The 24062-nt window shown below is 67.3% G+C and carries 7 protein-coding genes (1 of these 7 running past the window's edge); all 7 read left to right on the plus strand.

Going from position 1 to position 24062, the window contains the following annotated elements:
* Tightly spaced (each overlapping or abutting the next), the 7 genes in view from EV192_RS10940 to EV192_RS55660 form a layout consistent with a single transcriptional unit that may run on beyond the window.
* On the plus strand, window positions 1-1020 hold the full coding sequence (locus tag EV192_RS10940; protein ID WP_243726769.1) for a 3-oxoacyl-ACP synthase III family protein: 1020 nt from the start codon (window positions 1-3) through the stop codon (window positions 1018-1020).
* Window positions 1017-1244, plus strand: coding sequence for an acyl carrier protein (locus EV192_RS10945; protein ID WP_132114012.1), 228 nt, complete (start codon window positions 1017-1019; stop codon window positions 1242-1244). Before EV192_RS10940 ends, EV192_RS10945 begins: the two co-directional genes overlap by 4 nt.
* On the plus strand, window positions 1241-1990 hold the full coding sequence (locus EV192_RS10950; protein ID WP_243726770.1) for a 2-oxo acid dehydrogenase subunit E2: 750 nt from the start codon (window positions 1241-1243) through the stop codon (window positions 1988-1990). The genes EV192_RS10945 and EV192_RS10950 overlap by 4 nt, the downstream gene beginning before the upstream one ends.
* Complete coding sequence (locus EV192_RS10955) at window positions 1987-3057, plus strand: alpha/beta hydrolase (protein ID WP_132114014.1); 1071 nt, start codon at window positions 1987-1989, stop codon at window positions 3055-3057. The genes EV192_RS10950 and EV192_RS10955 overlap by 4 nt, the downstream gene beginning before the upstream one ends.
* Entirely contained in the window at window positions 3054-16607 is a 13554-nt protein-coding gene (locus tag EV192_RS10960; RefSeq protein WP_132114016.1) for a type I polyketide synthase, read from the plus strand. The genes EV192_RS10955 and EV192_RS10960 overlap by 4 nt, the downstream gene beginning before the upstream one ends.
* On the plus strand, window positions 16604-23986 hold the full coding sequence (locus EV192_RS10965) for a type I polyketide synthase (RefSeq protein WP_132114018.1): 7383 nt from the start codon (window positions 16604-16606) through the stop codon (window positions 23984-23986). The genes EV192_RS10960 and EV192_RS10965 overlap by 4 nt, the downstream gene beginning before the upstream one ends.
* Window positions 23983-24062: the beginning of a type I polyketide synthase gene (locus EV192_RS55660; RefSeq protein WP_243726771.1), read on the plus strand. The gene runs 11524 nt beyond the window's last position; only the first 80 of its 11604 coding nucleotides appear in the window; it begins with the start codon at window positions 23983-23985; the stop codon falls past the right edge of the window. The genes EV192_RS10965 and EV192_RS55660 overlap by 4 nt, the downstream gene beginning before the upstream one ends.

Here is a 24062-nt window from a genome sequence, read left to right on the forward strand (position 1 = left end):
TTGGACATCCGAATCTCCTCGGCCGGGTCCGCCCTGCCCGGTCCGTCGGTCGACAACCCGACGCTGGCCCGCCGGTTCGGCATGGAGCCGCTGTGGGAGCAGTGGATCGACGTCTTCATCGGCACCGCCACCCGCCATCTCGCGGTCGACCTGGCGACCGGCGAGATCCGGTCAAGTCTGGCCGAACTGGGCGAAACGGCCGCGCGCCGGGCGTTGACCGCCGCCGGTCTGACTCCCGGCGACGTGGACGTCGTCGTCCTGGGCACCGCCACGCCGGACAAGCTGATGCCGGCGACGGTGAACGTGATCGCCGACCGGCTCGGCATCGACGGCGTTCCCACGTACCAACTGCAGTCCGGGTGTTGCGGCGCTGTCCAGGCCTTGGACGTGGCCCGGCACATGCTGATGGGCGGCCAGTGCCGCACCGCGCTGGTGATCGGCGGCGACGTCTGCGCCAAGTTCTTCGACCTCGGGGTGGACCTGCGCAAGCTGCCGCCGTCCCAACTGGTGAACGTCGTGCTGTTCGGTGACGGCGCCGGCGCGGCCGTGCTCAGCGCGGACCCCGCGTCGCCGGGTCCGGTGCTCCGGTGTGTGATCAACCGGTTGGTCGGGCTGAACCGGCCGCCCGGCCAGGTCCTGGACTGGTTCGGTCCGGTCGACCGGAATGCCGAACGGCCGGCCGTCAGCGAGGACTACAAGGCCATCGAGGAGTCCGTGCCGTTGATGGCCGCCGAGATCCTCAAGGAACTGCTGGACGCCGTGGGCTGGGCCAAGGCGGACCTCGACTTTCTGCTGCCGCCCCAGCTGTCCGGCCGGATGACCGAACGGATCACGCGGGAACTGGCCGTCGACGCCGTGCCGGTCAACTGTGTCGAACAGACCGGGAACACGGGCAACGCGTTGCCGTTCCTGCAGTTGGAGCGGCTGCTGGGCCGGATGACGGCCGGTCAGCGGGCGGTGTGCGTCGCGATCGAGTCCAGCAAGTGGATCAAGGCCGGGTTCGCCGTGGAGAAGGCGTGACCAGCGTCGACGAGTTCGTCGCGATCGTCCGGGACGAGATCGGCCTGCCGGTGACGGCCGACGACATCGCACGCGACCTGGCCGAACTGCCCGGCTGGGATTCCGTGCACCTGCTGACGTTGCTGCTGATCATGGAGCGCCGCACCGGCCGGCGGATCTCCATGCCTGACGTGCTTGAGGCGAAGACCCTCGAACAAATCTACCTGTTGGCGGTGGAGCGGTGAGAACGACCAGGATCGCCCGGGAGCGCCGGCACACCCTGCACTTCCTTGACGAGACAAGAAAGATCGCGCCGGTCTTCCTCGACACCGAGATCGACATGACCCGGGTGCAGCGGCATCGCGCCGCCGAGGGCCTTTCGTATGTGACGTACGTGCTGCACAGCACTGCCCGGGTGCTCGCCCGGCATCCACAGGCCAACGCGGCGATCCGTGGCCGCAGGATCGCGCGGTACTCCTCGGTGGACGGGAAGCTGGCGCTGGACAAGCGGCTCAACGGCGAACGGATCGTGCTCGCGGCAGTCCTGCCTGGCCTGGACAAGGCCGACCTGGCCGAGATCCAGGAGCAGGTCGACCACTACCGCGACGGAGATCCCGCGCAGATGCCGGAGTTCGCTGGTGCGCGGGCGTTGCACCGCCTCCCCTGGCCGTTGGGGGCGTTGGCGTTCCGGCTCGTTGTTCGTCCATTGCGGACTCGGGCGGTCCGGTTGGGCACGTTCGCGGTCACGTCCCTCGGGCATCGGTCTGTGGACGGGTTCTACTCGGTCGGCGGCACCACGATCACCATCGGCGTGGGACGGATCGTGGACCGGCCGGTGGTGCGGGACGGCCAGATCGTGGTGGCGCCGGTCATGCGGCTGAACCTGACGTTCGACCACCGGGTGATCGACGGGGCCGAGGCCGCCGACGTGCTGACTGAGATCAAGGAGACCCTGGAGAGCTTCGACCGGGCGGCGGTGAGCGTGCGATGAACGACGTCGATGAGCTGAAGCGGTTCGTGGTCGTGCACGCCCGAGCCCAGAACATCCTGGGCTACGAAGACGTGCTGCGCCGGATCACGAACGACGACGAGGACGCGCCCGGCTCGTGGGCGCGGGAATGGTCGCAGTCGGCCGCCGAACTGGCTGAGCGCGGACGCCTCCTGGAAGCTACCCGGCACTACAACCTCGCCAGATTCCCGTACGTCGACGGCCCCGCGCGGCACAACGCGCTCGCCGACTGTGTGTCCACTTTCGACCAATGGCGCCAGGACGATCCGGACATCCAACGGCTGGAGGTGGACCTGACGACGGGTCGGGTCCGGTGCTGGGCGACCGGCCTGTCCCTGGCGGCCCCGAAGCCGCTGTTGGTGATCATGGGTGGGCTGGTCAGCATCAAAGAGCAGTGGGCACCGGTGCTCCGCCAGGTTCGGCGCCTGGGGATGGCGGGGGTGGTCACCGAGATGCCCGGCGTCGGCGAGAACGAACTCCGCTACGACCGCGACAGCTGGCAGATGCTGTCCAGAGTGCTCGACGCGGTCGGGAATCAGGCGGACGTGACGCGGACGTACACCCTGGCGATGAGCTTCAGTGGACACATGGCTCTGCGTTGTGCCGTGTCCGACAACAGGATCAAGGGCATTGTCATGGCCGGCGCGCCGGTCGCCGAGTTCTTCACCGACACCGCGTGGCAACGTGACCTGCCCAGGGTCACTGTGGACACGCTGGCGCACATGTCCGGGACGAAACTCAAGGACATGCGGGACTGGGCGTTGACCCAGGCCGAACTGTCCTCGTTGGACATTCCAGTGGCCTGCGTGGTGAGCCGGCGGGACGAGATCATCCCGGCCGGTGACGTCGAGCGGATCAGACAGTGGGTGCGCCGGGTGGAGTTCCTGGACCACGACGACGTGCATGGCTCGCCCGGCCATGTCGTCGAAACCCGTCTGTGGTCCATCGCCTCGCTGCTGCGGATGCGCGGTGGCAATCCGTTGCGGCGGGCCGCGATCAACGCGTTGGTGGGTGTGGAACGACTACGAAGCCGGCTGGCACCGCGATGAAGGTCGCCGTCGTCGGACTGTCCTGCCGCCTGCCGATGGCCGCGAACCCGCAGGCGTTCTGGCGGTTGCTGGCTGAGGGGCAGGACGCGATCACCACCACCGACCGGTGGGGCGCCGGCCCGCGGTACGGCGGCTTTCTCGACCGGGTCGACGAGTTCGATCCGGCGTTCTTCGGGATCTCGCCGCGCGAGGCCGCGGCGATGGATCCGCGGCAGCGGCTCATGCTGGAGTTGAGCTGGGAGGCCCTGGAGGACGCCGGAATCGTCCCGGATCGGCTGCGGGACAGCCCTGCCGGTGTGTTCGTCGGTGCCATGCGGGACGACTATGCCTTGCTGCGCAAAGACATCACGCCCCACAGCCTTACCGGCGGGGAACGCGGGATGATCGCCAACCGGGTCTCCTACCACCTGGGCCTGCGGGGTCCCAGTCTCACTGTGGACACCGCGCAGTCGTCGTCGCTGGTCGCGGTCCACCTGGCGGTCGAAAGCCTGTACCGGGAGGAGGTGCCGCTGGCCGTCGCGGGTGGCGTGAACCTGAACCTCAGCGCGCCCGACGCGGCGGAGAAGTTCGGCGCGTTGTCGCCGGACGGCCGCTGCTACACGTTCGACGCCAGAGCCAACGGTTATGTGCCGGGTGAAGGCGGCGCAGTCGTGGTCCTCAAACCGTTGCACAAAGCCATTTCTGACGGTGACTTGATCTACTGCGTGATTCGTGGCAGCGCGGTGAACAACGACGGCGACACCGACGGACTGACCGTCCCGAGCTCCGAACAACAACGTGAGGTCCTGCGGCTGGCGTACGAACGAGCACAGGTGTCGCCGACTGCCGTTCAGTATATTGAACTACACGGCACCGGAACTGCTGTCGGTGATCCGATTGAGGCGGCCGCGCTCGGTTCGGCCATTCCCAGCCGATTCCGGGTCGGCTCGGTCAAAACCAACATAGGTCACCTTGAGGGCGCCGCCGGCATCGCCGGGTTGGTCAAGACCGCGTTGAGCATCGCGCGTCGGCAGCTCCCCGCCAGCCTGAACTTCGAGACGCCGAATCCGGCTGTGCCCGGGAACATCGTGGTCCAGCGGGTTCTGGGGCCGTGGCCGCGGCCTGACCGGCCGTTGGTCGCCGGGGTCAGTTCGTTCGGCATGGGCGGCACGAACTGTCACGTAGTTCTTACTGAATTCGCCGTGTCCCAGCCGGAACCTCGCGCGCACAGCTCGATCGTGCCGTGGATCGTGTCGGCGAAGGACGAAACCGCGCTGCACGCGCACATTTCGCAACTGGGTGAGGTCGCCGCCGATCCGGCCGATGTGGCGTATTCCCTGGCCACCACACGCAGTGCCTTCAGTCATCGTGCGGTGATCATCGATGGCGAGGTTGTGCAAGGCCGCGTTTCGGATCCCGGCAAACTGGCGTTCCTCTTCTCCGGGCAGGGCAGTCAACGTCTCGGCATGGGCCGTGAGCTGCGCGCGTTCCCTGCCTTCGCCGCCGCGTTCGACGAGGTCGTCGACAACTTCGACCTGCGGGACGTCCTGTTCGGCGATGACGCCTCGCTGCTGGAACGGACTGAATACGCCCAGCCCGCGCTGTTCGCCTTGCAGGTCGCGCTTTTCCGGCTCCTTGAGCATTTCGGGGTGACCCCTGACTATCTGGCCGGGCATTCCGTCGGCGAGCTGGCGGCGGCCCATGTCGCCGGGGTGTTCTCCTTGGCCGACGCCTGCACTCTCGTTGCCGCACGCGGCCGTCTCATGCAGGCGGCCCGCGCCGATGGGGCAATGGTGTCCGTTCAGGCTGGGGAAGAAGAAGTCCGGACCGCGATGGCCGGTTATGAAGATCGGGTCGCCATCGCCGCGCTCAACGGACCGGCCAGTACGGTGATCTCCGGAGACACTGACGCGGTTCTGGAAGTGGCGGCGAAGTTCCCGGGAAAGTCGGGTCGGCTCAAGGTGAGCCACGCGTTTCATTCCCCGCACATGGACGACGTCCTAGCCGAGTTTCGCTCGGTTGCGGAGCGTGTTTCCTATTCCCCACCGCGAATTCCCGTGGTCGCAGACGTCGGTTCGGCCGAGTACTGGACGCGACACATCCGAGATATCGTTCATTATGCCGAACGGGTTCATGCTCTGCATGACCACGGGGTGAACAGCTACCTTGAGATCGGACCGCATTCCGTCCTGACCGCGATGACCCGCGACTGCTTGCCGGAACGACCGTCCATATTGGTCCCGACTATGCGCGCCAATCATCCGGAGCAGCACACCTTCCTCACCGCGTTGGCGCATCTCCACGTGCACGGTGTGCACGTGGACTGGGCTTCCGCCGTCCCCGACGGCCGGCGGGTGCGACTGCCGACGTATCCGTTCCAGCGCCAAAGCCACTGGTTCGACAAGGCGCCGCCGCGCCGAATCGTGGCGCCTGTCGTCGAGCCGCTCGACCTGGTTCGGGCCCACGCGGCAGCTGTCCTGGGGCACGACACTCCGGACGCCGTCGATCCCGCTTTGACCTTCAAGGAGTTGGGCTTCGACTCGTACTCCTCGGTCGACTTCCGGGACAGACTGGCCGTGGCCACCGGGTTGCGGCTGCGTTCCACCTTGCTGTTCGACCATCCGACACCGGCAGCTGTGGCCAGGCACCTTGCGGAAGCGCCGGCCGCGCCCCTGCCCGCGCCGGTGGTGAGCGACGAGCCGATCGCGATCGTCGGGATGAGCTGCCGGTACCCGGGCGGGGTCGAATCACCCGAGGACCTGTGGCGGCTGGTGGCGAACGGTGTGGACGCCATCGGCGAGTTCCCGGCGAACCGCGGCTGGGACGTGCGGTACCACCCGGATCCGGAGCAGCCGGGCACGATCTGCACCCGCGCGGGCGGTTTCCTGCACGACGCCGACCGGTTCGACCCGGCGTTCTTCGGCATCAGCCCCCGCGAGGCGCTCGCCACCGACCCGCAGCAGCGGGTGCTACTGGAAGCCGCTTGGGAGGCGGTCGAACGAGCGGGCATCGACCCGGTTTCGTTGCGGGACAGCCAGACCGGTGTGTTCGTCGGCGCGATGTCCCAGGACTACGGGCCGACTTCGCCGGGTTACGAGGGCTTCCTGATGACCGGTCGTGAGGCCAGCGTTGTGTCCGGCCGGATCGCGTACGTTCTGGGCCTGGCGGGACCGGCGATCAGCGTCGACACGGCTTGCTCGTCGTCGTTGGTGGCGTTGCACCTGGCCGCTCAGGCGCTACGGCAGGGCGAATGCACGCTCGCGCTGGCCGGTGGGGTGACTGTGATGGCCACCCCGAGGATCTTCGTCGAGTTCAGCCGGCTGCGCGGGCTGGCGCCGGACGGCCGCTGCAAGGCTTTCGCCGCGTCCGCCGACGGCACCGGCTGGGCCGAGGGCGCGGGTCTGGTCGTACTCGAACGGCTCTCCGAGGCCCAGCGGAACGGACACCACGTCCTCGCGCTCATTCGCGGCTCGGCGGTCAACTCTGACGGCGCCAGCAACGGCTTGGCCGCGCCGAACGGGCTCGCTCAGGAACGTGTCATCCGGCAGGCCCTTGCCAGCGCGGAACTGTCCACAGCGGACGTTGACGCGGTGGAGGCGCACGGCACCGGCACCACCCTCGGCGACCCGATCGAGGCACATGCCCTGCTCGGCACGTACGGCCAGCGGCGGGAGAGCCCGCTGTGGCTGGGGTCGCTGAAGTCGAACATCGGCCACACCCAGGCCGCGGCTGGAGTCGGCGGCGTGATCAAGATGGTGGAGGCGATGCGCCACGGCGTCCTGCCACGCACACTGCACGTGGACAGCCCTTCGCCGCACGTGGACTGGTCGTCCGGCGCGGTCTCGCTGTTGACCGAGCAGGTCCCGTGGCCGGACGTCAAGCGGCCGCGGCGAGCCGGTGTGTCGTCGTTCGGCATCAGCGGCACCAACGCGCACCTCATCCTCGAACAGGCACCCGTCGACGTCAGTGTCGAACGCTCGATGTCACTGCCCGCGCCCTGGCCTGTGTCGGCCAAGACCGCTTCCGCCCTGTTGACGCAGATCCAGCGCGTTCGGCAGGCGGCCGTCGGGCTGCACCCGGCGGACGTCGGCGGCTCGCTCGCGACCCGGTCGACCTTCGGGCACCGAGCCGTCCTCCTTGGCTCGGACGTCATCCACGGCACGGCGGCCGGTGTCGAGCCGGTGTTCGTGTTCGCCGGTCAGGGCGCGCAGTGGCCCGGGATGGCGGTCGAGCTGCTGGACACTTCGAAGGTCTTCGCCCGGCACATCCAGGACTGCGAGGACATCCTTGGCTGGCCGTTGACGGACGTGCTGCGGGGCGCACCGGGGATGGATCGGGTCGACGTCCTCCAACCGGCGCTGTTCGCGGTCATGGTCTCGCTGGCCGAGCTGTGGAAGTCCGTCGGCGTCGAGCCGGCCGCGGTCGTCGGCCACTCCCAGGGCGAGATCGCGGCCGCGTACGTGGCTGGCGCGTTGTCGTTGGTGGATGCCGTCAAGATCGTGGTCCGGCGGTCGCAGGTGCTGACCGGCCTGTCCGGCACCGGCGGCATGGTGTCCGTCGCGCTGCCGCCGACAGCGATCGACGGCCTGGAGATCGCCGCGTTCAACGGACCGGCCGCCACAGTCGTGTCCGGTGATCCCGATGCACTGGACGAGTTCGTGGCGCGATGCGAGGCCGACGGGATCCGTGCCCGCCGGATCCCGGTCGACTACGCCTCGCACTCCGCGCGCGTCGAGCCGATCCATCGCGAACTGGTCGACCTGCTCGCCGGCATCACACCACGGCCGTCCCGGATCCCGTTCTACTCCACCGTGACCGGCGACCTGGCCGACACGACCACGCTCGACGCCGAGTACTGGTACCGGAACCTGCGGCACACCGTCCGGTTCGACCAGGCCACTCGCGCGTTGCTGAACCGGGGGCACCGGCTGTTCATCGAGGTCAGCCCGCATCCCGTACTCACCGTCGGCATGCAGGAGACCATCGAGGCCGCGGACACCCAGGCCGTGGTGATCGGCTCGTTGCGTCGTGATCACGGCGACCTCACCGCGTCCCTGGCCGAGGCGTACTGCGGCGGCGCCACGGTCGACTGGAAGGCCGTGTATGCGGGGCATACAAGCCGTGTCGACCTGCCCACGTACCCGTTCCAACGACAGCGGTACTGGTTGGCGGCAGGTCTTGGCACAGCCGGCCACCCGTTGTTGGACGCGGCCGTGGAGCATCCCGACGGCCTGCTGCTCAGCGGCCGGATCTCGCTGCGCACGCACGCGTGGCTGGCGGACCACGCCGTCGCCGGAAACGTTGTCCTCCCCGGGACCGCGTTCGTCGAACTCGCCCTGCACGCCGGCATTCGGGTCGGCCATGAGCACCTTGACGAACTCACCCTGGAAGCGCCGCTTGTCCTGACCGAGGAGCCCGTCGATCTCCGGGTCTCGGTCACGAACGACCACCGGATCAGCATCCACTCGCGGCCACCGGACGGCTCGTGGAGGCGGCACGCCACCGGCATCCTGACCAGGCGGGAAACGACACTCGAACCGTTCGACGTGCCGGCCGGAGCCGTGCCGATCGACCTGACCGACGTCTACCGGATCCTCGCCGACCGGGGCTACCAGTACGGCCCGACCTTCCAGGGCTTTCACGCGGCGTGGCGGTCCGGCCGCGAGATCTACACCGAGGTCACGCTGCCTGAGGGCGCCGCTGGTTTTGTGATCCACCCCGCTCTCCTGGACGCTGCCCTGCATCCGTTGCTGCTGGGCGCGGGCGACCCGGCGGGATGTGCCACCCGGGTGCCTTTCTCGTGGGTCAACGTCCAGGCGCGGACGACCGGCGCGACGGGTCTGCGCGTGCGGTTGACAGTCGCCGAGGACGACACCGCCGCGGTTGCGATCAGCGACACTGACGGAGTCCCGGTGGCCGCCATCGAATCGTTGGTCCTGCGACCGATGTCGGGCGCGACGCTGTTCCGTCCGGAGTGGACGATGGTGCCGTTGGGCGATCCGGTCGACCCGCCGGAGGTCGTGGTGCTGTCCGGCGACACCGACGACGACATCCCGTCGGCCGTTCGTGACGTCACAAACCGCGTACTGGAACTGATCCGCAACACGACATCACGACTGGTGATCGTCACCAAGGGCGCGGTTCATACCGAAACACCAGACCTGATCTACGCGCCGGTCTGGGGGCTCGTCCGCAGCGCCCAAGCCGAACACCCCGACCAATTCATCCTCATCGACACTGACGACACCTCCATCGACGCCATTCCCGCCGCAGTAGCCACCGGCGAACCCCAACTTTCCCTCCGCGACGGCCAGGCCTACATCCCCCGACTCAGCCCAGTGACCAGTACGGCCGGTCGACTCGACCCCAACGGAACCGTCCTCATCACCGGCGGAACCGGAACACTCGCCAAACACGTCGCCCACCACCTCGTCACCCACCACGCGATACGCCACCTGGTACTGGTCAGCCGCCACCCAGACCCCGACTTCCACATCCCAGGCGCCGACATCCGGACCGTTTCCTGCGACGTCGCCGACCGCGACGCGCTAGCCGAACTCCTCGCCACCATCGAGCCGCTCACCGCCGTCATCCACACTGCGGGCGTCCTGGACGACGGCCTCATTGACTCCATGACGCCCGAACAACTCGACCGTGTTCTGCGACCCAAAGTCGACGCCGCCTGGCACCTCCACCACCTCACCACCGCCCCACTCATCCTGTTCTCGTCGGTGATGGGCATCCTCGGCAGCGCCGGCCAAGCCAACTACGCCGCCGCGAACGCGTTCCTCGACGCCCTCGCCCAACACCGCCGCCACCAGGGTCTGCCCGCCACCTCCCTCGCTTGGGGGCTCTGGGCCGACACCAGCAACCTGACCCACAACGCCAACCGGGCCAGACTCGCCAAACTCGGCATCACCCCCATGACCACCGAAAACGCTCTCGCCCTGCTGGACACCGCGCTCGCCCTCGATCACCCGGTTCTCGTTCCCGCCGACCTGCGGCCTCAGGTGGCGCCGCTGTCGCGCGAACTGATCGAACCGACCCGTGGGCGGTCCATGCTCGACCTGGTGCGCGCGAACGCCGCCGCCGTGCTCGGTCACTCCACACCGGACGCGATCGATCCGCGTCGAGCGTTCAAGGACCTCGGGTTCGATTCGTTGACCGCGTTGGAACTCCGCAACCGGATGAGTTCGGTGACTGGTTCGCGGCTGCCCACCACAGTCGTCTTCGACCACCCCAGCCCGACCGCGTTGGCCGCTTACTTGAGCGGGGCCGCCAGGCCTGATCACGCGCCCGTGGTTCCGACCGGCGAGCCCATCGCCATCATCGCGATGAGCTGCCGTTATCCGGGTGGTGTCCGGACGCCCGAGGATCTGTGGCGGCTGGTCGCCGACGGTGTGGACGCCATCGGCGACTTCCCCACCGACCGCGGCTGGGACATCGAGACGCTCTACGACCCGGACCCGGACCGGCCGACCAAGACCTACACCCGGCACGGCGGCTTCCTTGACCACGCCGACGAGTTCGACAACGAGTTCTTCGGCATCAGCCCACGGGAAGCCCTCGCCACCGATCCGCAACAACGGCTGCTGCTCGAAACCGCCTGGGAAGCGTTCGAACGAGCCGGAATCGACCCGATGTCGTTGCACGGCAACAAGACCGGCGTGTTCGCGGGAGTCATGTACGACGACTACGGCTCCCGGCTGACGCGCGCGCCCCACGGCTTCGAGGGTCTGCTGCTGACCGGCAACCAGCGGAGTGTCGCCTCCGGTCGGATCGCGTACACCTTCGGCCTGACCGGGCCGGCCGTGACGATCGACACGGCGTGTTCGTCCTCGCTGGTCGCGCTGCACCTGGCCGGGCAGGCGCTTCGGCAGGGCGAATGCGACCTCGCTCTCGCCGGAGGGGCGACCGTGATGGCGACGCCGAACACGTTCGTCGAGTTCAGCCGGCAACGCGGGCTGTCCCCCGACGGGCGGTGCAAGTCCTTCTCGGCCGCCGCCGACGGCACGGGGTGGGGTGAGGGTGTCGGGCTGCTCCTGCTGGAGCGGCTGTCCGACGCCCGTCGCAACGGTCATCGTGTGCTGGCCGTGGTCCGTGGTTCGGCGGTCAACTCCGACGGCGCCAGCAATGGCCTCACCGCGCCGAACGGCCCTGCTCAGGAACTCGTTATCCGGCAGGCCCTCAGCAACGCCAATTTGTCCACAACAGACATTGACGCGGTCGAAGCCCACGGCACCGGAACCACCCTCGGCGACCCCATCGAAGCCAAAGCCCTCATCGACACCTACGGACCAGACCGCGACCATCCACTATGGATCGGATCACTGAAGTCCAACATCGGCCACACCCAAGCCGCAGCCGGAGTCGGCGGCGTCATCAAGATGGTGATGGCCATGCGGCACGGACGGCTTCCGCAGACCCTGCACGTCGACTCGCCGTCGTCCCATGTGGACTGGTCGAGTGGCGCCGTCTCGCTGCTTACCGAACCGGTCCCCTGGCCGGACACCGGCCGGCCACGACGGGCAGGCGTGTCCTCGTTCGGCATCAGCGGCACCAACGCCCACGTGATCCTTGAAGCCCCTGAGATCGAACCACCCGCCCCGGCCCGACCAGACCTCGTGGCTTGGCCGATCTCGGCCAAGCGTGCGGCAGACCTGCCTGTTCAGGCAGAACTCCTCCAGTCCTGTTTGGACATAGATCCGGTGGATGTCGGGGTCTCGCTGGCGGCACGTGCCACGTTCGACCACCGGGCGGTGATCGTCGGCGACTTCCCTGACGGGCTCAGGGCGTTGATCCAGGGCCACCCCGCGCCCAACGTGGTCCGTGGGGTGGCCGGCGCGCCTGGGAAGGTCGTGTTCGTTTTCCCCGGCCAGGGCCCGCAATGGGTCGGCATGGCACGGGACCTGCTCGGTTCGTCCGACGTCTTCGCCCGTCACATGCGGGCATGCGCAGACGCGTTGGGCGAGTTCGTGGACTGGTCATTGCTCGACGTGTTCGAGGAGCCGCTGGACCGGGTGGACGTCGTGCAGCCGGCTTTGTTCGCGGTCATGGTGTCGTTGGCCGAGCTGTGGCGGTCGGTGGGTGTCGAGCCGGATGCTGTCGTCGGCCACTCGCAGGGCGAGATCGCCGCGGCCGTCGTCGCCGGCGCCCTGTCGTTGGCGGATGGGGCACGTGTCGTCACCGCGCGCAGCAAGGCGTTGGCTGGCCTTGCCGGCAGCGGCGGCATGGTCTCGGTGGCGTTGCCGGTCGACGAGGTCGTCTCGCGGTGGGGCGACCGGCTGACCGTCGCGGCGATCAACGGACCCAGTTCTGTGGTGGTGTCGGGTGCACCTCGTGATCTGGCCGAGGTTCTCAACGGCGACGTTCGCGCGCGACGACTTCCTGTGGACTACGCGTCGCATTCACCGGATGTCGACAGTGTCCGCACGGAGTTGCTGACCGCGTTGGCACCGATCGAGCCACGCCGGCCGACCATCCCGTTCTACTCCACGGTCAGCGGCGAACCGCTGGACACCCTGGATCCCGCATACTGGTTCGCCAACCTCCGGCAGCCGGTCCGGTTCGAACAGGCCACCCAGGCGTTGGCCGACCGGGGGCATGGGGTCTTCATCGAGGTCAGCCCACACCCCACGCTGATCCAGGAGATCGTCGACGCGGTCGCGGTGGCCACGCTGCGCCGGGACGACGGCGGGTTCGACCGGTTCCTGACCTCGGTCGCGGAGGCCTACGTCCGGGGAGTCGACGTGAACTGGTCGGCTTTGGTGACCGGGCGACAGGTCGAACTGCCGACCTACCCGTTCCAACGGCGACGGTACTGGCTGGACGCGCCTGATCTCGGCCAGCCGATGGGTCATCCTCTGCTGGGTGCGGCCGTCGAGTTGGCCGACGACGCGACGGTGTTCACCGGCCGTTTCTCCCTGCGAACGCACCCATGGCTCGCCGACCATGCGGTGGCGGGGCAAACCCTGCTGCCCGGCGCGGCCTTCGTGGAGCTGGCCGCCCGAGCCGGTGACCATGTGGGGTGCGGACAGATCGACGAGTTGGTCATCGAGACCCCGCTCGTTCCGCACGACCAGATCAGTCTGCGAGTCACCGTGGGCGGTCTCGACTCAGGCCGGCGGCCGATCACCATCCACTCCCAGCACGAACACACCTGGACCCGCCACGCGACCGGCTTCCTTTCCGCCGGCGCTCCCCCGGAGGAGGTCTTCGAGTGGCCGCCCACGGGGGCCACCCCCGTCGACGACGTTTACGACGATCTCGCCGCGCGCGGTTTTGACTACGGCCCCGCGTTCCAGGGCCTGCGTGAGATGTGGCGGCAGGGCACGGACATCTACGCCGAAGTCGCTCTGCCGGCCGGCGTCGACGGGAGCAGGTTCGTGCTGCATCCCGCGCTGCTGGACGCCGCGCTGCAACCGCTCGGACTGGCCCAGAACTCTCCACAGGTGCCGTTCTCGTGGAGCGGGGTTCGGCTGCGCGATACCGGCCCGACGACCCTTCGCGTTCGGTTGTCCCAGGATACGGTCACGATCGTCGACACGTCCGGCCGGCCGGTGGCTCACATCGAGTCCCTTGCGCTCCGGCCGATTCGGCATAGTTCGTTGCAGGAATTGACCTGGGTGAACGTGCCATTGGGAGACGCTGTCGAAGAACCGGAGGTCGTGGTGCTGTCCGGCGACACCGGCGACGACATTCCGTCGGCCGTTCGTGACGTCACCAACCACGTGCTGGAACTGATCCGCAACACGACATCACGACTGGTGATCGTCACCAAGGGCGCGGTTCATACCGAAACACCAGACCTGGTCTACGCGCCGGTCTGGGGGCTCGTCCGCAGCGCCCAAGCTGAACACCCCGACCAATTCATCCTCATCGACACCGACGACACCTCCATCGACGCCATACCTGCCGCAGTCGCCACCGGCGAACCCCAACTCGCCCTCCGCGACGGCCAGGCCTACATCCCCCGACTCAGCCCAATCACCAACACGGCAGACAGACGGCTCGACCCCAACGGAACCGTCCTCATCACCGGCGGAACCGGAACACTCGCCAAACACGTCGCCCACCACCTCGTCACCCACCATGGAATCCACCAGCTCGCCCTCGCCAGCCGACACCCGGATCCGGACTTCCACATCCCTGGCGTCAGCATCCGTATCGCCGCCTGCGACGTCGCCGACCGCGACGCGCTAGCCGAACTCCTCGCCACCATCGAGCCGCTCACCGCCGTCATCCACACCGCAGGCGTCCTCGACGACGGCCTCATAGAATCCATGACACCCGAACAACTCGACCGTGTTCTCCGACCCAAAGTCGACGCCGCCTGGCACCTCCACCACCTCACCACCGCCCCACTCATCCTCTTCTCCTCCATCGCCGGAGTCCTCGGCACACCCGGCCAAGCCAACTACGCCGCCGCCAACGCCTTCCTCGACGCCCTCGCCCAACACCGCCACGCCCAAGGCCTCCCCGTCGTATCGCTCGCCTGGGGACTCTGGGCCGACACCAGCAACCTGACCCACAACGCCGACCGCGCAAGACTCAGCAACCTCGGCATCACCCCCATGACCACCGAAAACGCCCTCGCCCTCCTGGACACCGCGCTGGCGAGCGACCGACCGTTCCTCGTCCCGGCGCAGCTTCACCGCGTCGCGAATCGCCGGAACAAGGTCACCCGGGACATGCTGGAGTTGGTACGTGCCGAAGCGGCCGCAGTTCTTCGACACTCCACATCGGACTCGATCGATGCCGGGCGCGCGTTCAAGGATCTCGGTTTCGATTCGTTGACCGCGTTGGAACTTCGCAACCGGCTGAGTGCCGCGACCGGCCAGCGACTGCCCGCGACCATCGTCTTCGACCATCCGACGCCGACCGCGTTGGCCGCGTACCTGCGTGGCACTGCCAAACCTAAGGCGGTGTCCGCAACCGCGCCGGCCGCGGAGCCCATCGCGATCGTCGGAATGGCATGCCGGTATCCGGGCGGCGTCCGTAGTCCGGAGGACCTGTGGCAATTGGTCACGGAAGGTGTCGACGCCATTGACGAATTCCCTCTCAACCGGGGCTGGGACACCGACTCCGTGGTGCGTCGCGGGGGCTTTCTGTACGACGCGGACCAGTTCGACCCGGAGTTCTTCGGCATCAGCCCCCGCGAGGCATTGGTAACCGATCCGCAACAACGCCTGTTGCTCGAAACCGCTTGGGAAACGTTCGAACGAGCCGGAATCGACCCGGGCTCGTTGCGCGGCAGCACGACCGGTGTGTTCGCCGGAGTGATGCACAACGACTACGCGGCCGGCAAACCTGAAGGTTTCGAGGGCTACCTGTCGATCGGCAACTCGTCGAGCGTGGCTTCCGGGCGGTTGGCGTATACGTTCGGGTTGGAGGGACCAGCGATCACTGTCGACACAGCCTGCTCGTCCTCGCTTGTCGCCATGCATCTTGCGGCGCAGTCCCTGCGGCAAGGCGAATGCACGCTGGCGCTGGCCGGCGGGGTCACGGTCATGGCCACACCGGCTCTCTTCGTCGAGTTCGGCCAGCAACGCGCACTGGCTCCGGACGGCCGCTGCAAGCCTTTCGCGGCGGGTGCCGACGGCACCGGCTGGAGCGAAGGAGTCGGCCTGGTGCTGCTGGAACGACTGTCCGACGCCCAGCGCAACGGCCATCCCGTCCTGGCCGTCATACGGGGCAGCGCGGTCAACTCCGACGGCGCCAGCAACGGCCTCACCGCGCCGAACGGCCCATCCCAGCAACGAGTCATCCGGCAGGCCCTCAGCAACGCCGGTCTGTCCACAACAGACATTGACGCGGTCGAAGCCCACGGCACCGGAACCACCCTCGGCGACCCCATCGAAGCCAAAGCCCTCATCGACACCTACGGACCGGACCGCAACCATCCACTGTGGATCGGATCACTGAAGTCCAACATCGGCCACACCCAAGCCGCAGCCGGCGTCGGCGGCGTCATCAAGATGGTGATGGCCATGCGGCACGGCACGCTACCCAAGTCCCTTCACGTCGACCAGCCGTCGCCGCACGTCGAATGGTCGACAGTGCGGCTGTTGACCGAGGCGACCGCATGGCCCGACACAGGTCGGCCACATCGTGTTGGTGTGTCGGCGTTCGGCATCAGCGGCACCAACGCCCACCTCGTGCTCGAACAGGCCCCGCCGGGCAGCTCTGACCCTGCCGACCTGACCCACGTCTTCCGTCGCCACAGCTACTGGCTCGGCTCCACGACCACCACGCCGCTGATCCCGATCGACCTGTCGAACCTGCTGGACTTCGTGCGCGCCAACGTGGCGGCGGTCCTCGGCCACGCGACACCGGACACAGTCGATCCCCATCGGGGCTTTCTCGACATGGGCTTCGACTCGCTCGCCACGATCGACCTCCACGAGCGCATCGAGACCGCCACCGGCCTGCGTCTGCCCAGTACCGTGGCCTTCGACCAACCCACCCCCGCCGCGCTCGCCGACTATCTGCGTTCCGAACTCACCGCCACAACCGATATCGAACTGTTCGCCGCCCTTGACCGCGAATTGAGTGGCGGTGAAGCGTCGTGACCACCGAAAACAAGTTTCGGGAGTACCTCAAGCGAGCCCTGGCGGACCTGCGCGACGCCCGTGCGCGACTGGCCGATCTCGAAGGGCGAACCGGTGAAGCCGTCGCGATCGTCGGGATGAGCTGCCGATACCCTGGTGGGGTACGTTCGCCCGAGGATCTCTGGCGCCTGGTGGCCCAGGGAGTCGACGCCACCGGCGACTTCCCGAGCAACCGGGGCTGGGACGTCGACAGCCTCTACCATCCCGATCCCGAACGGCCGGGGAAGTCCTCCACCCGACGAGGTGGCTTCCTGTACGACGCGGACCAGTTCGACCCGGAGTTCTTCGGGATCAATCCACGTGAGGCGCTCGCCACCGATCCCCAGCAGCGACTGCTGTTGGAGACCGCCTGGGAGGCGTTGCACAGCGCGGGCATCGCCCAGGATTCGGTCAGGGGTGAGCGGGTCGGCGTGTTCGCCGGGGTGATGTACAGCGACTACGGGTCGAGATTGCGGCCGGTACCCGAAGCGTTCGAGGGCCGGGTCGGCAGTGGCAGCGCGGGCAGCATCGCCTCCGGACGAGTGGCTTACACGTTCGGTCTGGAAGGGCCGGCGATCACCATCGACACGGCCTGCTCGTCCTCGCTCGTCGCGATTCATCTCGCGGCACAGTCTTTGCGGCAAGGCGAATGCACGCTCGCGCTGGCTGGCGGGGTCACTGTGATGGCGACACCAAGTACATTTGTCGAGTTCAGCCGGCAACGCGGACTGTCGCCCGACGGGCGATGCAAATCCTTCGCGGCGGCCGCGGACGGAACCGCATGGAGCGAAGGCGTCGGGCTCGTATTGTTGGAACGGCTCAGCGACGCCCAACGCAATGGGCATCCCATTCTCGCCGTGCTCAGCGGGAGCGCGATCAACCAGGACGGCTCAAGCAGTCAGTTGACGGCACCCAACGGCTCAGCGCAACAGCGGGTCGTCAAGCAGGCTCTTGCCAACGCCGGGCTTTCGCCGGGCGATGTCGATGTGGTCGAAGGGCACGGCACCGGCACGAAACTCGGCGATCCCATTGAGGCCAACGCGTTGCTCGCCGCTTACGGCCGGCAGCGGGACCGGCCGTTGTGGCTGGGGTCGGTCAAATCGAACATCGGCCACACGCAGGCCGCCGCCGGTGTCGCCGGTGTCATCAAAATGGTCATGGCCATGCGCGTCGGCTCCTTGCCCAAGACTTTGCACATCGACGAACCCACACCGCACGTCGAATGGTCGACAGTGCGGCTGTTGACCGAGGCGACCGCATGGCCCGATATCGGACGGCCACGTCGAGCCGGTGTCTCGTCATTCGGCATCAGCGGCACCAACGCCCACGTCATCCTCGAACAAGCACCGCCCGGCAGCACAAAACTGGTCGAGATACCCTCGAACGTCTTCCGGCGGCGCCGATTCTGGCTTGAACCCGATTCATCGGCTCCCGTCACATCCGAGCCGACCGAAGATCTGTTGCAACTGGTCCGTACCGAGGCCGCACAAGCGCTCGGAAGTTCATCCGTCGACCCGACAATGACGTTCAGCGATCTCGGGTTCGATTCGTTGGCCGCGTTGGAACTCCATGAACGGCTGAGCGCCATCTGCGGCCGTGAACTGCCCGAGACGCTCATCTTCGACTACCCCACTCCCACCGCGTTGGCCGACTATCTCGGCGGAACTGCCGAACCCACAACGGTTCCAGCCGTCGCCGCGGACGAACCCATCGCCATCATCGGCATGAGCTGTCGATACCCTGGCGGGGTACGTTCGCCCGAGGATCTGTGGCGGCTGGTGGCGCAGGGAATCGACGCCATCGGCGAGTTCCCGACCGATCGGGACTGGGACGTCGAGCGACTCTACGACCCGCGTCCAAGATCAGGCCGGACGTACACCCGGCAAGGCGGATTCCTTTACGACGCCCACGAATTCGACCCGGACTTCTTCGGCATCAGCCCCCGTGAGGCCCTGGCCACCGATCCGCAACAACGACTGTTGCTCGAAACGGCCTGGGAAGCCGTGGAACGGGCCGGAATCGATCCCATCACACTCCGCGGCAGCCGAACCGGCGTGTTCGCGGGAGTCATGCACAACGACTACGGCACGCGGTTGCACAACAATCCAGCTAACTTCGACGGCTATATCGGCAACGGCAGCGCGGGGAGCATCGCGTCCGGCCGGGTCGCCTATACGTTCGGTCTGGAAGGGCCGGCGATCACCATCGACACCGCTTGCTCCTCGTCACTCGTCGCGATGCATCTCGCGGCACAGTCTTTGCGACAAGGCGAATGCACGCTCGCACTGGCCGGTGGCGTCACCGTGATGGCTACCCCAGCGATCTTCCTCGAATTCAGCCAACAAAGGGCGCTCGCACCGGACGGCCGCTGCAAACCCTTCGCGGCCGGCGCCGACGGCACCGGCTGGAGCGAAGGGACCGGCCTGGTCCTCCTGGAACGACTGTCCGACGCTCAACGGAACGGACACCGTATTCTCGCCGTGATCCGCGGCAGCGCGGTCAACTCGGACGGCGCCAGCAACGGCCTCACCGCACCCAACGGCCCGTCCCAACAGCGTGTCATCCGCCAAGCGCTGGCCAACGCCCACTTGACAACCAAGGACATCGACGCGGTCGAAGCGCACGGCACCGGAACCACGCTCGGCGACCCCATCGAGGCCCACGCCCTGCTCAGGACGTACGGTGCCGACCGCGAAGGTCCACTGTGGATCGGATCGCTCAAGTCCAACATCGGCCACACCCAGGCCGCGGCCGGAGTCGGCGGCGTCATCAAGATGGTGATGGCGATGCGTCACGGCGTCCTGCCGAAGACCCTGCACGTCGACCGGCCTTCACCGCGTGTCGACTGGTCAACGGTTCGGCTGCTGACTGAGACGACGCCGTGGCCGGATACCGGCCGACCGCGACGAGCCGGGGTGTCGTCGTTCGGCATCAGCGGCACGAACGCCCACGTCATCCTCGAACAGCCGCCTGCCACCGAAGTCTCCACCCCACCTCATCGAGTGCCACTCCCCTGGCTCCTGTCGGCCAAGACCCCGCAAGCCCTCCGTGCCCAAGCCGAACAGCTCCTTGGCCACCACGGCGAGAACCCTCAGGACGTCGCCTTCACATTGGCGACCCGAACATCGTTCGAGCACCGCGCTGCGGTCCTGGGCGCCGACCAGACCGGACTCGAAGCCCTGGCCAGGGGCACGAGCGGGATCAACGTGCTCCAGGGCCGCGCGGACCCGGAAGCCACGGCCGTGTTCGTCTTCCCTGGCCAGGGTTCGCAGTGGCCCGGGATGGCCGCGGATCTCCTGGACACGTCCGAGGTCTTCGCCGGCTGCATCCGGGACATCGACGAGGCGCTCAGTTCCTTTGTGGACTGGTCACTGGTTGACGTCCTCCGCGACTCGCCGTTGGAACGCGTCGATGTCGTCCAGCCGGCGTTGTTCGCGGTCATGGTCGCCTTGGCCCGGCTCTGGCAGTCGGTGGGGGTCCAGCCGGCCGCGGTCGTCGGCCACTCCCAGGGCGAGATCGCGGCCGCGCACATCGCCGGGGCCCTCACGTTGGAGGACGCGGTCAAAGCAGTGGCTCTGCGAAGTCAAGCCCTGGCCACGCTCGCCGGCACCGGGGGCATGGCCGCCCTCTCCGTGTCGGTCGACGAGGCGCTGCGGCTGATCGAGCCCTGGAACCTTGAAATCGCCGCGGTCAACAGCGCGTCTTCGGTCGTCGTCGCGGGCGATCTCGACGCGCTCAAGCACCTGATCACCGAAGGCGCCCGTGCAATTCCGGTCGACTACGCCTCTCATTCCCCGCATATCGATCAACTCCGCGAACGTCTTCTCGCGGCGCTGTCCGACATCAAGCCGCGCCAGGCCGAAATCCCGTTCTACTCGTCGCTCACGGGCGGCTTTGTCGACGACACCACCGCACTGAACACCGACTACTGGTACGAGAATCTTCGGCGGACAGTGCGGTTCGACCGTGCCGTGAAGGCCCTTTTCGAGGGGGGCCGTCGACTGTTCATCGAGGTTAGTCCCCACCCGATCCTCACACCCGTCCTCGATGACGCTTTCGGCACACTGCGCCGGGATCGAGGCGACTGGAGTCAGTTCCTGACATCCGTGACAGACGCCCATGTGCATGGCGTCGCCGTCGATTGGCCAAAGGTGCTCACCGGCCGGCCAATTGACCTACCAACGTATCCGTTCCAACGCAGTCGTTATTGGCTGAGCGCACCCGCTGATCCACCACGGGGTGATCACGCGCTACTGGATTCGGTCGTGGAGGTCGCCGGCACGGACACCTTTGTCCTTTCCGGCCGCATGTCTCCGCGGACGCACCCTTGGCTGTCCGACCATGTCGTTGCCGGAAACTGTGTGGTGCCAGGGAGTGTGTTCGTCGAACTCGCTCTGCACGCGGGTGCGGCGGCCGGCTGTGACCTGGTGGACGAGCTTGTCCTGGAGACGCCATTGACCACGACCGACGTCCAACTCCAGGTCTCGGTGGGCAGTCCCGACCACGCCGGAGCACGGCCGATCACCATTCATTCCCGGCACGGCGACGATTCGTGGATCCGGCACGCCACCGGCGCGGTGCGCAAGAGCACGCGTCACGAGGAACCGCAGGAGTGGCCGGCCGACATCGTTCCGGCGGATCTGACAGGTGTCTATCAGCGGCTCGCCGGACACGGCTATGTTTACGGGCCAACGTTTCAGGGCCTACGCGGTGTCTGGCGGCACGGCCACGATATCTACGCCGAAGTGACGTTGCCGGATGACGTTGACCCCGCTGGATTCGGCCTCCATCCCGCGTTGCTCGATTCCGCGTTGCACGCATTGGCGTTGGACACCGACCAGGTCAAGCTTCCGTTCGCGTGGAACGAGGTAAGTCTGCACACAACCGGCACCACCACGCTGCGAGTACGGATCTCCCCAGTGGGCGTCGATGCCGTCGCACTCACTGCCACGGACACCGCCGGGAATCTGGTGGCGCACGCCGATTCCCTTACGGTACGGCCGATGCCGTCCGCACTGTTCCACCTGGAGTGGGTTGAGGTGGAGGGCGGCAAGGGGAATTTCGACGTACGGGAATGCGCGACACACCGTACGGGAACGCGAGACACGCAGGCCGACGGCGTGCTCGGGGTGCTACAGCGGGGGCTTGCCGAGGGGGTGGGGCGGACGGTGGTGGTTACTTGTCGGGCGGTGGCTACTCGTCGGGGTGAGGATGTGGTGGATTTGGCCAATTCCGCTGTGTGGGGGTTGGTTCGGTCGGCGCAGGCGGAGCATCCTGGGCGCTTTGTGCTCCTGGACACCGACGATGAGATTCCCGCTTCGCTTCCTGTTAATGAGCCTCAACTTGCTGTGCGCCAAGGGAAGCTGTACGCGCCTCGGTTGGTCGGGCTGAGTCGGGACGGTGAGCTGGCTGAACCCGGTGCGGACTGGCGGCTCGTGCTCACTGGGAGTGGTGGGCTGGACGGTGTCGCGATGGAGGCCAGTCCGGCCACTGCTTTGGGGCCTGGTCAGGTTCGGATCGCTGTGCGGGCGGTCGGGGTGAACTTCCGGGACATTCTGCTGGCTTTGGACATCGCCCCGGACGACGGCCGGCCGGCGGTCAGCGAGGGCGCGGGGGTGATCGTCGAAATCGCCGCCGATGTCACGGGCTACTCTGTCGGCGACCGGGTGATGGGCTTGCTGAGCGGCGGGGGCGGCCCCGTCACCGTCACGGATCACCGGCTCATCGCCAAGATTCCACACGGTTTCTCGTTCGCTCAGGCCGCTGGCCTGCCGGTCGCTTTCCTGACGGCGTACTACGGCCTGAAGGAACTGGCCGGCGTGCAGCGTGGGGAATCGTTGTTGTTGCACGCCGCCACAGGTGGTGTCGGTATGGCGGCATTGCAACTGGCTCAGCACTGGGGTGTGGAAGTCTACGGGACCGCGAGTCCCGCGAAGTGGAATGTGCTGCGGTCGTTGGGCGTGGATCATGTCGCCTCGTCGAGGTCGTTGGACTTCGCGGAACGGTTCCCTCGCGTGGATGTGGTGTTGAACTGCCTTGCCCGCGAGTTCGTGGACGCCTCGCTGCGGTTGCTCGTGCCCGGTGGTCGTTTCCTGGAAATGGGCAAGACCGACATCCGGGACGCGGCCGACCATCCCGGTGTGCTGTACCGGGCGTTCGACATTCTGGAAGCGGGTCCAGAGCGGGTCCACCAGATGCTGACGGAACTGTTGGTACTGTTCGAAAGCGGTGCGTTGCGACCGCTGCCCGTTACGGCCTGGGATGTTCACCGCGCGCCTGAGGCGTTTCGGTTCGTCGGGCAGGCCAGGCACGTCGGCAAGGTCGTTCTCACGTTGCCGCCCAAACTGGACCCGAACGGAACGGTCCTGATCACCGGCGGCACAGGCACACTCGGCCAGCTGATAGCTCGTCATCTCGAAGACAAATACGGCATCCGACATCTGTTATTGGTCAGCCGAAGCAGTGGAGTCGATGTCACCGACCGCGAAGCCCTGGCCAAGGTGTTGGCGTCGATCCCCACCGAGCACCCGCTGACCGCAGTGATCCACGCGGCCGGCGTGATCGACGACGGCGTCATCTCCGAACTGACGCCCGAGCGGCTCGAAGCCGTGCTGCGGCCCAAGGTCGAAGGCGCGTGGAACCTGCACGAACTCACCAAGGACCACGACCTCGCCGCGTTCATCCTCTTCTCCTCGCTCGCCGGCACCCTCGGCAGCGCGGGCCAAGGGAACTACGCGGCGGCCAACAGCTACCTGGACGCCTTGGCCCAGCACCGCCACTCGCAGGGGCTGCCCGCCACGTCGCTGGCATGGGGACTGTGGGACCGAACCAGCGACATGACCAAGCATGTCGACCGCACCCGAATGGCTCGCGACGGTGTGCTACCCATGTCCGACGCGCAAGGCTTGGCGCTGTTCGACGCCGCCCTGCAGGCCCACCAAGCCGTTGTCGCGCCGGCTCTATTGACCACGCCCGACGTCCACGTCGTCGAGCTGGCCGAACTGTCCGAAAAGGATCAGTACGAGCGGCTCCTCGACGAAGTGCTGACCAACGCGGCTGCCGTCCTTGGCCATAGCACGACCAACGCGGTACGAGCCGACCGTGCGTTCGCGGAACTCGGCTTCGACTCGTTGACCGCGGTCGAACTACGCAACCGGCTCAGCGCGGTGACCGGCTTGCGGCTGCCCGCCACCCTGGTGTTCAACCACCCGACCCCCGCGGCCATCGCCCGTCACCTCCACGACAGGCTCACCCAGCCAACCAGGCAACAGCCGAAGCCGGACGTCGCCGACCGGCTCGATTCAGCGTCGGACGAGGAGATCTTCGCCCTCATCGACAACGACCTGGACGTGCCGTCATGACGGATACCGAAGACCTGCTTGCAGGGTCGAGCATCAGCACCGCGGAGAGGCTTCGCGGCTACCTCAAGCGGGTCAC

It is taken from the genome of Actinocrispum wychmicini (assembly GCF_004345645.1).
Lineage (GTDB): Bacteria > Actinomycetota > Actinomycetes > Mycobacteriales > Pseudonocardiaceae > Kibdelosporangium > Kibdelosporangium wychmicini.

Bases quoted from the DNA above. Each gene is read 5' to 3' on its own strand.
- EV192_RS10955 (WP_132114014.1), top strand. From the start codon at position 1,987: ATGAACGACGTCGATGAGCTGAAGCGGTTCGTGGTCGTGCACGCCCGA.
- EV192_RS10960 (WP_132114016.1), top strand. From the start codon at position 3,054: ATGAAGGTCGCCGTCGTCGGACTGTCCTGCCGCCTGCCGATGGCCGCG.